This is a genomic window from Cyclobacterium sp. 10D3-21 (assembly GCF_055809755.1).
Genome location: NZ_CM147924.1, coordinates 7016035 through 7030231, shown reverse-complemented (window position 1 = coordinate 7030231; position 14197 = coordinate 7016035). Strand labels below are relative to the sequence as shown.

The window sequence follows — 14197 nt, the reverse complement described above, 5'->3', positions numbered from 1 at the left end:
AACCGTTAGGGCACATTTAAAGAAACAGACCTACAAGCATATAGGAAATGAATACGACACAAACAAAAGAATTTCTATTTAAGAATTCATGGATTTTTTGGCTAATTATTTTTTTAGCAATTGTGAGTTTTTCGTATAGTATCAGAACAGGATTGTTGGCAACTGGATTAATAGCAAATGGACTTTTAATTGGACATGTAGTTCTAATTGGAGTTCTTATTTTAAAAAAAAGAACCTCTCCAAAATATTTGCTATTTCCCATTTTAGGAATTTTAATAATAACAATATCCATTTACTTGATACTGGATAATAAATTGATTTTATATTATTCAATCCCTCTTTGTATTCCAAGTTTGGTCGCAGGACTGTATAGCATTAAAAAATGAAAATTTTAAAGAAATTCACAAACTAAACCCCTCTAAATCAGGTACCACGTATTTACAACTACTCTTACCTAATTATTCAGGAAGAATTATGAAATTAACACCAAACCATATATATATAATTTTCAGAGTAGTGTTTTCAATAATACTTACTTATATGGTAATCCGCTATTTTGGCTCTGAAATCGGATTTAAAAATATTGGACTTCTATGGATTATTACCTACCCTATAATTCTCATGGTTATCATTGGAAATCTTTTCTTGAACTTTAAAAAAATTCCAAAACCTCTCAATTACTACAACTCATTCCTTCTACTGGGTTTCTTAACCATTCCATTTCTTCCTGAAAAAATAGAAAAGGGCGTAATTCTAGAAGCTCATTTAAAGGAAGAGAGGTCTTCTTGGAACATTAAAATTTTTGAAAATAACAATTATCGATTGAGAAGGTCAGGACTTGGGGGATTTAAAGACTTTGAAGGGAGATATGTATTAAAAAATGACACCCTAAAAATTCAAAAATTTGATTGCGATCAATGTCATTTTACAAATGAATGGATTTTAGCAGATAAAAATTTAATACCATTGAACTCTGATTCTGAAGATTGCTATGGTTGTTTTGAAATAGTGTATAGGAAATAAAACATGCCCTAACATCACCTTGGATCCAGCGGGCGGTTCCGAGTAAATTTAAAGTTTAGTACCTTGAAGAAGTTTGGAGTAGGCTGGAAGAGAACGTCTCCGAATACCCGCCGTCTCCAAGCTGAACCCCGTTGTGCTCAATTAAAAAAATGAAGACATATAAATTCATTCTACTTTTCTTCCTCTGCATCTTGTTAAAGAGTTGCACGCCAAAATTAAGTTCGACGTTTATTCAGGAGAACGAGAGAATCTATGCCGAACAGTGGGGAAGTTATTTTCCATCAGGATTTAAAGGGTTATCATCACCAAATTATCCAGGTATTCTCGCCCTTGGTGATAACGAGTTCTTCTTTGATGCACAGGGGCCCGGCTCCCGACCTTGGATGGATCCTATTTCTCCTTTTAGATTTCAAAAATCAGAAATCCTGAACATAAATTTATCAGAAGAAAAGGCTTTTAAGAAGAAAGTGCTGACAATTAATACCAGCGGTGGAAACACTTACGAATTTCTGATTAGTGACGCTGATATTTTTTCAGAAAAGCTTAGGAGATGGAAAAATGAAAACTGAGCACAACATTCTGTATAGTGCATACCCTTCGGGATACGCACCATACAGTAGTCGTTGTGTGTCATTTTAAAACAAGCCGATGAAACTAATTGGAAAAGATATTTGCCTAAAAAATTTTCAATTGAAATTGATATTCTTCTTATTAATGATATTGACTTTTCAACAATCAGTTGCACAGAAGTTAGCAAAAAAAGAAAGAAAAGCAATTGGTAGAATTGAATCATACCTGCAAAATGAATTCCCTTCGGATGAACCAGGAGGTGCAGTTCTAATTTCTCGGAGAGGAGAAATTATTTACAATAAGGCATTTGGCGTTTCAAATATAGAAACTAATGAATTTCTTGCTGTGAAGGATATATTTCCAATCGCATCAATGACAAAGCAATTCACAGCTGTTTCAATTTTAAAATTAGTTGAAGAAAATAGGATTGAATTAACAGATTCAATCCAAAAGTACATTCCTGAATTTCCTAATAAAGAATTTAAAATAACTATTGAAAATTTATTAGCTCAAACCTCAGGAATAAGAGAGTATTTTGATGTTGATGAAAGTGAGTATCATTTATTGACTAAAGAACATCATCCATTAGAAGTTATTGAATACTTTAAGAATGACCCTTTAGAATTCGAGCCAAATACCCAGTATCAATACAGTAACTCCAATTATTTTTTATTAGGTTTTATCATTGAACGAGTTTCGGGAAAGAATTATGGACAGTATCTTGAAGAGGTTATTTTTAGTCCTCTTAAAATGGAGAGTTCATCATATTGGTATAGCGGCAATCACCAGAATGCAAAACAACCATTAGGATACCAATTTTCAAGTGGAAATTTTAAACCCTCAATATTAGTAGATGGCTCAATATGGTATTCAAGTGGAGGCATCACTTCTACAATTGAAGATTTGAACATTTGGAATTCTACACTTTTTAAGGATATGATATTAAATTCAAATGAATTATTAAAAAAGAGCTCATTACTTAAAAACGGTGAGCCCACTGGCTATTCATTTGGATTTTTTATTAGAAACTTACAAGGGTCGGTTAGTTTGCAACATGGAGGAAACCTTTACGGCTTTTCAAGTAGCGGGATATATTTACCTAAGGAAGATATATATGTAGTAATTCTTTCAAATAGAGGATTTAAGCCAACAGAAGACATCGCCAATTATCTAGGAAGTGAAATATTAGGTAAGCCAATTAAACCCACTAAAGGATTATTTATTGATAGTGAAAAGCTAGAGAAATATACGGGGACTTATCAACTTTCTTCTGACAAAAATCGAATTATGAAAGTTTTAATAGTTGCTGATAGGCTTGTCTTATCATTTCCAGAACAGAAAGGTGCAGAAGTAGATGTATTACCTTTAGGAAATCATAAATTTGAATCAAAAAAAGTGAATGCTGTATTAGAATTTTTAATAGATGATGGTGGCAACATTAAAAGTTTGATAGCTGAACAAAAAGGAAAAACGCAATGGATTAAAATATCTGAATAAAAAACGAACACACAACAGCACCTACAAAAAATTGGCGGTTCAGTGGTTAAATGAAGCTTTTTGCTTCGTATCAAGTTTTGTGGTGGCAGACAGTTTTGTGCTCCGAAATCCGCCACCTTCTTGTAGCTGCAAACCGTTGTGCCTCATGCAGAAAAACATGAAGAAGAAAAAAGGAATACACCAAAAAGAAAGACAATGAGTAGGCCGAGTAGACTGGCATCAGGGAAAAAATGGTTAGAAAGCTATACCGGAAAGTATGTCGTAAAAGCATATAGCAAAAGATATGCAGTTGACAAGCTTTGCGCTGTCAAAGAACTGCGAATGCTAGGAATCCCAATTACGGAGGAATATGAGAATCAGATAAAGAGATCGATGGAGAATCTGGCGAAAGCCCTGAAACGCAGAAAAGAACTGAAAGAAAAAGAATTATCTTCTGAAAAAGAACCTTCCATTGATGAGACATTTGCCTTTATTGCTGGCTATACTTCCTGTGGATTTCCATATGGAATAACGCATGAGGAAATGGAATCCTTGTACTCAGACTTTAAGGAGCTAGACCTTAACGAATCAGCAATGGAATGATATGCCAAGTGGACAATCACATACAACCTGGTTTCCAGAATTAATTACAAGGTTAAAACAGTCATGGAAGAATGACTTGAATATTCCCGAACAATTTGGACTGGTGAAAGACCTAAATGAAAAGCTGTCCCAAATAAGAATGGAACACAATGTCAAACCACCTATGATTTGGTGTCCGAATTGCGAGGCAAGGCATGAAGGAAGATTGACCGGGGTGACCATTACAGCAATGTACCATTCACTGAAAAGATTTGACATTTGCTCGGACCAGGAATTTAAGGACTTAATGAAAACATGGAAGGTGTATTCCCAGGAAAATGGCGTTGACATCAACGGCAATCAAAAAGAAAATAAAAGCACGAAAGCACAACACTGTATATGAAAACATTTTCGCCCTTCGGGACTCAAACGTTTCATATACTTAACGTTGTGTGCAAGCTAAAAGAACGAACGTGCATAAGTGAACTTTAAAGGAATAAGTAACCAATTTGTTGAACTTGGAATTGTAAACTATCAATTTCCAGATTCTCGGGACAAGGACTGGGACGGAAACTGGCTGAATATTTTTTTAAAGGTAAAAAGCGATTTTGGCGACTGGCAGACAATTGACCCAGCTTTGACAACTTGGGAAGTTCAAGAAATTATTGACTGGTTGACAGATCTTTCAAATAATACAAAACCGCAATGGACTGAACTGGAATTTGCAGAACCCAATTTATCGTTTGTATTAGAAAATGAATTTACAGACGACCTAAAAGAAATTAGAATCTGTTTTGACCTTGAATTTAGACCAAAATCAGCTGATGATGAAAAAGATTATTTTGTGGACATAAAGACAACAAATGACCAATTAAGGAAATATGCTAAAGACTTAGAGATTGAACTAAAAAAATATCCCGAGAGAAAAATAAAAAGCCTGCACACAACAAAAACTATAAGCAAGCGGGGCGATAGTGAAAAAGGAAATAATAATATTTTTAACCAACTATGGGCACGGCTGACAGGAAAGTGATTCTAAAGCCCGCCTGCTCATAGTCAAACCGTTGTGCGCAATTAAAATGAAACGAACTTACTTCACACTATTAGGAATCATTGTAATATTCGTTTTCAACCTATTATTGACTTATGGCTTGATGTGGAATCCCTATTCCTTATTTTTTGACCAACCAAAATATTCAGAAACGAATTTTGAGACAAGAGAAAACTACGCTCTGATTGCTGCAATTATCAATTTCATTATTTTATGGGGAACTTTAATTTGGGCAGTAGTTGATTGGAAAAAGAAAAGCAGATTCAATTTTGCAGCACCAATAATAAGCCTATTAACCTTATGGCTTGTGATGGAAGTTCAAGACTATCATGCCGACATGAATTCAGAATGGACTGAAGATGGATATCAGTACAAAGTTCAAAAATGGTACTTGGACGGAGACCATGATTACAAGCGTTGGAAAAGTCGCGATTCACTTAGTAATTATGACAATTACAGAGAAATTGTTTGGGAATTAGACAGCATGAAAAAAGAATAAAAACTGTGCACAACAAAACCTAAGAAAACATGGGGAGAAACGTACTGAAAACTAGCATAGAACTTCGTAGTTTAGTTCGTCACAGGCGGACAGATAAGTTCTTCGAAATCCCCCACGTTTCTTAGCTAAAACGTTGTATTGAATTTGACAAACTTTTAGGTTAATCTACAGGGTTTTTAGCGGGAGAGGAATTGTAATTGTTTTGAAGGCGGTAAGCCGGCTTTCAAGTCTTGCGGTGAGACCGTGCAAGTGGTGATCACTTGTAGACGTGTCGAGAACGTCTTAAAGACTTGATTGAAGTTAGCCCTTATCCTTCAGAAAGTCAAGGAATAAGGGGTAAAAATCAAAAACAATTACAATGGAGTAGTTGGCTTGTTTGCTAACTTTCCAGCAACGGTTCTTATCCAAGCATAAAAAGCCATAACTGGAAATAAAACCCTGATAGATAACAGGTAAATAGGTAAAGTTTGTCCAACTCCGTTTTTCTTTAGATTGACCCGCAGGAGCGGGAGGAGAAGCGTCTGTTTTTACAAAGGCAAAGAAAAAGGCATTACAACAGTAGGTATCTATCAATTTGAATAAGCGTAACTAGTCCTTATATTGTCTTCTTCAAACAGTAGATACCCTATTGTTACCTACCATTTAAATGAAGCTAGAAGAAGCCATAGAAAATTTGTATAAAGTATTTTCAAAATACACGACCTCTGATATGCATTATTGTGACTGTGGCTGTATAGACGAAAATGATGTAAAAAAATTGGCTTCAAAGAAACTGCCGGAACTTGAAGAAGACGACTTTAGTTCATATCACGGAAGTGCACTTTATACTTGGGGAGATATTGAACATTATAAACACTTCTTACCAAGAATTTTAGAAGTTCATAACGAAAAGAACGGAAAAGGACTTATTGGACTTTTTGAAATTACTTCAAAACTAGAATACGCAGAATGGGAAAATTGGGAAAGCAATGAAATTAAAGCGATTAAAGATTTCATTTTTGCTGATTGGAATAGCTTTAGTAACAAACAGAACTCTGAAATTGGGACAGATGACATTGAATATTATTCCTTCTTTTTTAAGCCAGAAGACCTTTTGAGTATTTGGGACTTGACTAGGAATGAAAATCGCTTGAAAAATTTCGTAACATTCTTCTATTATAATGGAACCGAAATAATAAATAAAGGACTGAAAATCAAAGACAAGATTTACCATAAGGAGTTTTTGAATTTACTAAATCAGCCTGAGCTATTGGATAAATTAGAAATTGAATTCTTTAAGGCAGACGAAATAGATAAAGACTACGCAGAAAAAATTTCGATTGTAACACAAATGATTGAACAAGAAAAAACGGTAGGTAACAATTAAGCTACAATGATGCGATTAAGACTTCGGTTCATTGTAGTCCCGATCGATCGGGATTGGACTCAGCCTCCGGTAGCTTTCTTCTATGGGGATTGGATTGGTTTTGTTGGGTAATTCAGGAAATTAGGTGGTGTTAAAATTATTAAAAAGTGGACGAATTGATTGTTTAGTAGTGCTCGTAAATCAGCCACATTGTTTTTTGATTTATTTTTAGTGGAACATCGTATGGATTAACAGCAATGTGAAGTGCAATGAGCTAAGCTACCGAAGCCATAAGGGGTGGCGTAGTAATATATGAATTTAACAATTGCTGGGTAGAATCCTATGAAAAGCAAATAAAGAAGGCTATCGGTAAGCCGTATGAGGGAAAAGTACCCTGTATTTAACAGGGTACGGTTTGATGAAGGGTTACTGATTCTTTACTTGTTATTAGTATCTTTAGAGGTACTGACAAAGTAGGCTATCAGGCTCTACTCTACTAGCCAATGCAAGAAACCGCAATCCCAAAGATGAAAGCAATTTTATTCTCTATAGGAACAAGGGGAGATATTGAACCATTCCTAGCAATCGCACAAGTGCTAAAAGGAAAGAATTGGGATGTAATCTGTGTTTTCCCCGAACAATTCCGTGAAATAGTAGAAAACATGGAACTTCCATTTAGCGGGTTCAATAAGGAATTTCTTGAACTTATGGACGGTAAAGAGGCTAAAATGTTTATGAGCGGCCAAGGTTCAATTTTTAAAAGAATTGGTTATCTCATTAAATTGGTGAAAGACGGAAAGAAGCTATCCAAAGACATTCTTACTCAGCAGCATGATATCCAGGAAGGAGAGAAGCCCGATAGAATTTTATATCACCCGAAATGTAACTATAGCCTTCTTTGGGGCATGGCTAATCCAGGAAAATCCATAATGGTTAGTCCAATACCTGGGGTTGCTCATCCCATAAAGCATCTCACTGTCTTGGGCAATTATGGAAAAACACTGAATCTTTTAAGTATGTGGTTAGGAAATGTAATGAAAGCCATAATGCTCAAAAAGTATTCAAAACGGTATCGTCAGGATTATCCGGGACTAAAAATCACTGTTTCGTCAATAAAAAGGGCAATACTTGAAAAGGAAAAGACTTTTTATGCAATTTCTCCTTCACTATTTCCAAGACCTGATTATTGGCCTTACCCTGCTCAAGTTGTTGGATATTACGAAAGGGATAAAACGGCAAATTGGAAACCAGATGAGGGATTGATAGAATTTTTAGAGACGCACAAAAAAATCGTATTCATCACTTTTGGAAGTATGTCTAATTCAAATCCTAAAGAAAAAACCCGTATTATAGTGGATGTACTTGAAAAGCATAACATTTCCGCAATCATAAATACTTCATGGGGAGGCCTGGAGGCAACGGATGAATGTGCGGACAATATTCGTTTTGTGAGTAATATTCCCTATGGCTGGATATTTTCAAAAATAGATGCCGTCATCCATCATGGCGGGTCAGGAACCATTCACACAGCTTTAAAATATTCATGCCCAAACCTGATCATTCCTCATATCCTGGATCAATTTTTTTGGAACAAGGTCATTTCAAAGTTACATCTGGGTCCAGAGGGCATATCTATTAAAAACCTAAATGAAAAGAACTTTGAAAATAAATTGTTAGACCTCATGAATAATGAATCTTATAAGAGGAACACTAAACTAATAAGCGAAAAAATGAAAGTTGAAAGTGATAAAGATAAGCTTTACGATATGATAATAAATTAAGATAGCACTGGCTACAACACATGGTATAGTGCATGCGGGTTTCAGCGGTTTTTGAGCGTTCGTGGCTCGTCGTAAAATAGGTCGGTGTAAACTGATAGGGAATCGCTTCGTAATCCCGCACGACACGATACCATCAACCGTTGTAGGGTATTGAAAAAATTTGTTTTGTACGGTAATTTGCCGTACATTTGAAAAAATTAAATACGTCATGGAAGCAGAGATAAGTAAAGACGAACGGATCGAGTTAAGAGTGACCTCTATGGACAAAAGAATATTCCGAAGAGCACAAAAACTAAGCGGAGACAAATCATTCAGCAGCTTTATTGTTAGAGTAGTTAAGCAAAAAGCTGAAGAAATCGTGGCAAAAAATGACAGAATTATTGCTACAGAAAAAGATCGTAAAGTATTCTTTGATGCCGTATTCGGAAATTCAAAACCTAATCAAAACTTGGTTGAGGCCGCGAAAAGATACAAATCAAAAAAAGGCTGAAGTTGGACATATCTATATTAGACAAGACCCATAACCGAAAGGCATTTGAATGTGAAGAGCAACAACTAACCAATTATATCCAAAAACAAGTTAGTCAGGATGTAAAGAAAAAGCTTGCAATTTGCTTCGTTGCAATAGCCAATGACAATAATGTAATTGGCTATTACACCTTATCGAGCGAAAGTCTTGGGAGAGAGCAGATTCCTGATAAGTATATCAATAAAGTTCCCCAAAGTTACAATGCTCCAGTCATTTTACTCGGACGACTAGCTAGAGACATAACTGCAAAAGGAACAGGATTAGGAGAGCATTTACTTTTAGATGCATTATTTAGAACATTTACATTATCCGAAGAAAGTATCGGGGCTATGGCTGTTGTCGTAGACCCAATTAATAAATTTGCGGTCAAGTTTTATAAAAAATATGGTTTTGAACAACTGCCAGATAGTGAGAAAATGTTCCTTCCAATGAGCACTATAAAACAAATTATATAAAATACTGTCGCCAATAACTAAGCATTCTGACGATTGGAACAGTCTAGTCTGAATGTAGTGTGTGCGCCTTGAATGGTGAATATAGGCCAAAAGGTTATCCGATACTATGGGTGAAAGTCCCTTAAGCGTAAGAAAGCTTCCCTTTGGCAAAGTTCGATTCAATATTAAACCTTTTGTTAACTAATTTTTGGCTAAAGCCTGATGCTGTGTAACCATCTTTAAAAATGGGCTAAAGCCCATTCCTATTGAGTATTTATTTTTATAAATATGGCTTATTTGATATTCAAGAAGACTGAGGGGCTTCAACAATAATAACCACGGGTGGCACCCGTGGATAGGAAAGCATTTTATCAAATCTGCAACCCTGGAAGGGTTGAACAGGAGCCTTGGAGCTGGAATAGCCTTTATGATAGAAAGCTACTTTTTGTCTTGAATTAGGTCCTAAAGTTTTTATTCATTACCTGTCAGTGGCTGCAAGTTTACTTCTTATTATCTTTATAGGTATTAATGTACCCTATTAGGCTTTACTCTAAGACTTCACAGCTGAAAAGAATCAAATTCATATAAATCATGTTGTATCTTGGATTCTATTAATGTATTTTTAAATTAATACTTTTGTGATATGAGAAATACGGTAGATATTAATGCTAATATCCTTACTTGGGCCATTGACCGAGCTGGGTATGATTTGCTTGAATTTGCCGAAAAGATGCCAAAAGTTACTGAGTGGCTTAGTGGTGAAAAAAAACCAACGGTAAAGCAACTTGAGCGATTTTCTAAAAAAGTACACATACCTTTTGGATATTTATTTTTACCGGAACCTCCTAAAGAAAAGCTACCTATCCCATTCTTTAGAACAAATGGAAAGCAAGCGGAGAAGGTTAGCGTAAATGTATATGACACCATTTTGCTATTACAGCAACGACAAAACTGGTTAAAAGAATATTTGGATGATAATGGTTTTGAACCGTTAGATTTTGTTGGCAAATTCAAAGGGAGTAATGATATTCCAGCTATAGTTAATAGTATTCGAACTACTTTAGGGTTAACAGAAGAATGGGCTAGACATTTTAAGACTTGGCAGGAATCTCTTAGTCACTTAGTTAAAATTATTGAGGACAAAGGAATTATCACCGTATTTAATGGTGTTGTTGAGAATAATACATCCAGAACACTTGAAGTAGATGAATGTAGAGGTTTTGTTCTTGTTGATGATCTAGCACCTTTCATGTTTATTAATAACTCCGATGGTAAAGCAGCACAGCTATTTACAATTGTTCATGAACTTGCACATATTTGGACTGGACATAGCGCTGGTTTTGACTTTCGTAAGCTTCAACCTGCAGATGAACCTATAGAAATTCTTTGTGACAAAGTCGCTGCTGAATTTTTAGTTCCGGAAAAAACCTTTGAAGAACAATGGACTATAAATCCTAGCATAAAATTTTGTTCTCGTTTTTTTAAAGTTAGCGAAATTGTTATTGCCAGGAGAGCGCTCGATACAAGAAAAATTTCTAAGAAACAGTTTTTTTCCTTTTATGAAGAGTATAAGAATAGAGAGTTCAGTAAAAAACAAAATCAAGGGGCTGGGGGTGATTTCTACGCTACTGCTAGAAAACGTATAAGTTTGACATTTGCTTCCCATGTAAACAATGCTGTAAAAACTGGTCAACTACTTTATCGTGATGCTTACAAATTAACGAGCATGAAAGGAGACACTTTCGATAAGTTTTTTGCCAAAACCATATAATACGAATGAAATAATATGTGGTAGATAGCAATTTTTTCATCCAAGCGCACAGAGCTACTTATCCCCTTGATGTTGCGAAAAGTTTTTGGTTGAAGGTTAATGAATTAGCTCAATCTGGCACAATTATAAGTATTGACAAAGTTAAACAGGAGCTTTTCAACAAGAATGATAACTTGGAAGATTGGTGTAAAGGTAATTTACCTGATGGCTTTTTTAAAGATTCTTCGACTGCGTTGAGTGAGTATAGTAAAATATCTGCTTGGGCGATATCAAAAAGTGACCATTATCTCCCAAACGCTATTACGAATTTCTGGATGTAGATGAAGCAGATGCATTTTTAGTAGCTTACGTTCTTGAAGATGTTCAGAGCCGGGTCTTGGTTACTCATGAAGTGAGTGACCCGAATCGTAAAAACAAAATCAAAATGCCAGAGCCCTGTAAGCATTTTGGTGTGTTATATAGGAACACAATTGAAATGTTTAGAGAATTGGGTATAACATTCTAAAATACAGAAATACTACAAATGCTTAAAAGGAATATGTAAACAAACCGTTTAGAAAGGTCAATTCACAACAGAAACTTAATCATTTCGTTGGCGTCACCAAAATGATAGAGATTGGCAAAGGTGGACAAAGAGAAGTTCAAGATGTGGCCTTGACAAGATACACCTGCTACCTTGTTGGTCAAAATGGTGTTGCTTCTAAGTTTCAATATTAGTTCTCTATAATAATAACCAAGCATCCTAGCCTCTAAAACATCCTAGTCCCATCGACACCCTTCGACCCTTCGACTCCTCTCAGGGACCACAGGCTTAGGGGCCAGTTCGTTGCCTTGGGGATTAGGGTTAGAATGGGGAATGGTTTTCTTTTTTAGTAAAACGGACCATATTGACCCCCTAAAATAAAATAATTTGCAGCCATCTTTCCTTTGGCAAAGTTCAATTTCCTATTAATCCTTTTGTTTTCTAAATTTTGGCTAAAGCCGGATGCTGTATTACCCTTTTTAAAAATGGGCTAAAGCCCATTCCAATTGAGTAGCTATTTTTAGAAATACGGTTTATTTGATATTCAAGAAGCCTGAGGGGCTTCAACAATAATAACCACGGGTGGCACCCGTGGATAGGAAAGCATTTTATCAAATCTGCAACCCTGGAAGGGTTGAACAGGAGCCTTTATAATTTGGAAAGCCACTTTTTATCCTTAATCAGGACCTAAAGGTATTATTCATTATCTGTCAGTCGCTGGTAGTTTACACCTTTTAGTTAATAATTAGGTATGCTGTCACGGGCTGGTCTACTATTTCATTTCCAAACAAGAATGAATACGCAATTCGATAATTGCGTAACTGCAGTTTGACGACCCATTAATATTTCCAAAAAATGGATACTTATTCCTTATTGTTTCCGTTTTTGGTAAACAATTTCGTATATTGATCGTATGAATGTAATAGAAACCTCTTCAGGGAACAGTCATATCGTTGAGATAAATCCCGTAGAAGATGGTGACTATAAAACGCTTAGCAAGAGTCGTTTTTTCTTTGACTGGAAAAAAGAAAAAGCTTATGAAGTATATAAGTTACAACTATCAGGAACAAGTGAAATTATAGGGATTATATCATTAGAAAAAATCCCAGAAGAGTGGCGAGTACACATTAGATTTTTAACCGTTTCAAAAGATAACAGAGGAAAAGAAAAACAGTATGACGGAATTGCGGGGAATTTAATAGCGTACGCAGCTAGAATCGCGGTTAAGGAATATGCTGAATATGCCTGTGTATCCTTAAGGCCAAAAAGTCAAATTGCCCAACATTACATTGACAAATACAATATGAAATTAACGGGTATGACTTTGAGTATAGAGGTGCCTGAAATTTTGGATTTAATTAATCAGTATGACCATGAAAAGTAAAACTAATAAGGATCTTATTGCAGATGCTGAATATGGATTAGATTCAAGGTATAATTCAAAGAAAGAACGAGAATCAGAAGCTGCATCATTAATGGAAGCACGATTAATGAGAATGAAGAATTTGTCTAAAGAGCATATTATTCGAGCAAAACTCATGCAGCTAAAGTTAAAAATGGAAGCATATATCGAGCAACCAATGTATGATGATCAAAATCACTTTGCTGATTTCCTAAAAATATATGTAGACACCATTTATTCAACAAGAAATCACTTTGCTCAGGATATTAATATTACACCAATCAGGCTTAGTCAAGTAATTAACAATCACCGAGATCCCAAAGATGAATTTATTATGAAATTGATGATTCATTCTGAAAAGGTATTTGAAAACATTTGTGAGTTTCAAAAGGAAATTTGGTACCAAGTATATTTTCATGAGAAATTATGTGAGACCATGTCAAGCCAGGAGGTGTGGAGACCAAAGCTTGAAAAGGAGGTTAAGCTTAGTGAATCAATTGATTAAAAACTGTAATCAAGAATCTGAATGAACATTGTAGGGCTTGAAAGTTTAAAAGAACAGTTAAAAGAATTCATCTAAGGCTTTAATCCCTATGGCAGATGAAATGGACAAAGATTTTCGCGTTAACTTTTTTATTCATTATTGGCCTATGCTCGTTGTATCTGTATTTTTATCTTCATAATTCCCAGGAGGTTAAGGATTACCTAAATGAAGTAAACAATAGCAACACTACAGCGGGTCTTAGATTATTTGTGATTTATGGAATAGCTAAATTGTGTCAATTATTCTAGGACTTACAATACCAATTTCAGTTATCTCCAAAGTGGTTCAAAGAACTAAAAACGACTTTCAGTATCTAAGCATTCGAAGGAATGGAACAGCCTAGTCTCCTTCGACACCCTTCGACTCCGCTCAGGGACCACAGGCTCAGGGGCCAGTTCGTTGCCTTGGGGTTTAGGGTTAGAATGGGGAATTGATTTTTACGACCTGACCGATCTGACTGTTGATATTGACTTTGTGTGTGACCTTAAAAGCGCTGGCTAGAACGCAATATTGCATGATTCGGGAAAAAAGGTTTGGAGGAAGAAGAAGTTGATTCTTAACTAAAATAATTACTCTTAAAAGTATTGGTAGGGGTCGCTATTAGGAACTAGACTAAGATAAAACTGCCTTGGGCCAATAATTTTTATCTTTCCAAATTGAATATGTT

General features: G+C 35.4%; 15 protein-coding genes and 1 pseudogene. All 16 read left to right on the top strand.

Features of this window, described 5'->3' with window-relative positions:
- The first annotated feature begins 47 nt into the window (after window positions 1-47).
- The 16 genes and pseudogenes from AC0L7T_RS27510 (at window position 48) to AC0L7T_RS27435 (ending at window position 13491) form a co-directional block, all read left to right on the top strand.
- Window positions 48-386: a hypothetical protein gene (locus AC0L7T_RS27510; RefSeq protein WP_473339996.1), complete on the top strand. Its 339-nt coding sequence runs from the start codon at window positions 48-50 to the stop codon at window positions 384-386.
- Between the two features lie 88 nt (window positions 387-474).
- Window positions 475-1023 carry a hypothetical protein gene (locus AC0L7T_RS27505; protein ID WP_473339994.1) on the top strand — a complete coding sequence of 183 codons (549 nt, stop codon included), beginning with the start codon at window positions 475-477 and terminating at the stop codon, window positions 1021-1023.
- Between the two features lie 149 nt (window positions 1024-1172).
- Window positions 1173-1592, top strand: coding sequence for a hypothetical protein (locus AC0L7T_RS27500; RefSeq protein ID WP_473339993.1), 420 nt, complete (start codon window positions 1173-1175; stop codon window positions 1590-1592).
- A 79-nt stretch (window positions 1593-1671) separates the two neighbouring features.
- Complete coding sequence (locus tag AC0L7T_RS27495) at window positions 1672-3090, top strand: serine hydrolase (protein ID WP_473339992.1); 1419 nt, start codon at window positions 1672-1674, stop codon at window positions 3088-3090.
- A 195-nt stretch (window positions 3091-3285) separates the two neighbouring features.
- The gene (locus tag AC0L7T_RS27490; protein WP_473337341.1) at window positions 3286-3672 is read left to right on the top strand and encodes a hypothetical protein; all 387 of its coding nucleotides are present in this window, start codon (window positions 3286-3288) and stop codon (window positions 3670-3672) included.
- Window position 3673: 1 nt separating this feature from the next.
- Window positions 3674-4054 carry a hypothetical protein gene (locus AC0L7T_RS27485; protein ID WP_473337338.1) on the top strand — a complete coding sequence of 127 codons (381 nt, stop codon included), beginning with the start codon at window positions 3674-3676 and terminating at the stop codon, window positions 4052-4054.
- Between the two features lie 78 nt (window positions 4055-4132).
- Window positions 4133-4684 (top strand): WapI family immunity protein, encoded by a 552-nt coding sequence (locus tag AC0L7T_RS27480; protein ID WP_473339990.1) that lies wholly within the window; start codon window positions 4133-4135, stop codon window positions 4682-4684.
- Window positions 4685-4730: 46 nt separating this feature from the next.
- A complete protein-coding gene (locus tag AC0L7T_RS27475) occupies window positions 4731-5201 on the top strand; it encodes a hypothetical protein (RefSeq protein WP_473339988.1) in 471 nt (156 codons plus the stop codon).
- A 646-nt stretch (window positions 5202-5847) separates the two neighbouring features.
- A complete protein-coding gene (locus AC0L7T_RS27470) occupies window positions 5848-6567 on the top strand; it encodes a hypothetical protein (protein ID WP_473339987.1) in 720 nt (239 codons plus the stop codon).
- A 506-nt stretch (window positions 6568-7073) separates the two neighbouring features.
- Window positions 7074-8327 (top strand): glycosyltransferase, encoded by a 1254-nt coding sequence (locus tag AC0L7T_RS27465; protein WP_473339985.1) that lies wholly within the window; start codon window positions 7074-7076, stop codon window positions 8325-8327.
- A 208-nt stretch (window positions 8328-8535) separates the two neighbouring features.
- Window positions 8536-8817, top strand: coding sequence for a type II toxin-antitoxin system TacA family antitoxin (locus AC0L7T_RS27460; RefSeq protein WP_473339984.1), 282 nt, complete (start codon window positions 8536-8538; stop codon window positions 8815-8817).
- A gap of 2 nt (window positions 8818-8819) precedes the next feature.
- Entirely contained in the window at window positions 8820-9311 is a 492-nt protein-coding gene (locus AC0L7T_RS27455; protein ID WP_473339982.1) for a GNAT family N-acetyltransferase, read from the top strand.
- Between the two features lie 622 nt (window positions 9312-9933).
- Complete coding sequence (locus AC0L7T_RS27450) at window positions 9934-11061, top strand: ImmA/IrrE family metallo-endopeptidase (RefSeq protein ID WP_473339981.1); 1128 nt, start codon at window positions 9934-9936, stop codon at window positions 11059-11061.
- Between the two features lie 17 nt (window positions 11062-11078).
- Window positions 11079-11566: pseudogene (locus tag AC0L7T_RS27445) on the top strand (DUF4411 family protein).
- Window positions 11567-12497: 931 nt separating this feature from the next.
- Entirely contained in the window at window positions 12498-12968 is a 471-nt protein-coding gene (locus tag AC0L7T_RS27440) for an N-acetyltransferase (protein WP_473339979.1), read from the top strand.
- Window positions 12958-13491: a hypothetical protein gene (locus AC0L7T_RS27435; RefSeq protein ID WP_473339978.1), complete on the top strand. Its 534-nt coding sequence runs from the start codon at window positions 12958-12960 to the stop codon at window positions 13489-13491. Before AC0L7T_RS27440 ends, AC0L7T_RS27435 begins: the two co-directional genes overlap by 11 nt.
- The last annotated feature ends 706 nt before the right edge of the window (window positions 13492-14197 follow it).

What these genes read in the sequence shown, in the direction of transcription:
- AC0L7T_RS27505 (WP_473339994.1), top strand. Translation starts at nt 475, where the DNA reads ATGAAATTAACACCAAACCATATATATATAATTTTCAGAGTAGTGTTT.
- AC0L7T_RS27500 (WP_473339993.1), top strand. Translation starts at nt 1,173, where the DNA reads ATGAAGACATATAAATTCATTCTACTTTTCTTCCTCTGCATCTTGTTA.
- AC0L7T_RS27440 (WP_473339979.1), top strand. Translation starts at nt 12,498, where the DNA reads ATGAATGTAATAGAAACCTCTTCAGGGAACAGTCATATCGTTGAGATA.
- AC0L7T_RS27465 (WP_473339985.1), top strand. Translation starts at nt 7,074, where the DNA reads ATGAAAGCAATTTTATTCTCTATAGGAACAAGGGGAGATATTGAACCA.
- AC0L7T_RS27495 (WP_473339992.1), top strand. Translation starts at nt 1,672, where the DNA reads ATGAAACTAATTGGAAAAGATATTTGCCTAAAAAATTTTCAATTGAAA.
- AC0L7T_RS27490 (WP_473337341.1), top strand. Translation starts at nt 3,286, where the DNA reads ATGAGTAGGCCGAGTAGACTGGCATCAGGGAAAAAATGGTTAGAAAGC.
- AC0L7T_RS27510 (WP_473339996.1), top strand. Translation starts at nt 48, where the DNA reads ATGAATACGACACAAACAAAAGAATTTCTATTTAAGAATTCATGGATT.
- AC0L7T_RS27450 (WP_473339981.1), top strand. Translation starts at nt 9,934, where the DNA reads ATGAGAAATACGGTAGATATTAATGCTAATATCCTTACTTGGGCCATT.
- AC0L7T_RS27460 (WP_473339984.1), top strand. Translation starts at nt 8,536, where the DNA reads ATGGAAGCAGAGATAAGTAAAGACGAACGGATCGAGTTAAGAGTGACC.
- AC0L7T_RS27435 (WP_473339978.1), top strand. Translation starts at nt 12,958, where the DNA reads ATGAAAAGTAAAACTAATAAGGATCTTATTGCAGATGCTGAATATGGA.
- AC0L7T_RS27485 (WP_473337338.1), top strand. Translation starts at nt 3,674, where the DNA reads ATGCCAAGTGGACAATCACATACAACCTGGTTTCCAGAATTAATTACA.
- AC0L7T_RS27470 (WP_473339987.1), top strand. Translation starts at nt 5,848, where the DNA reads ATGAAGCTAGAAGAAGCCATAGAAAATTTGTATAAAGTATTTTCAAAA.
- AC0L7T_RS27475 (WP_473339988.1), top strand. Translation starts at nt 4,731, where the DNA reads ATGAAACGAACTTACTTCACACTATTAGGAATCATTGTAATATTCGTT.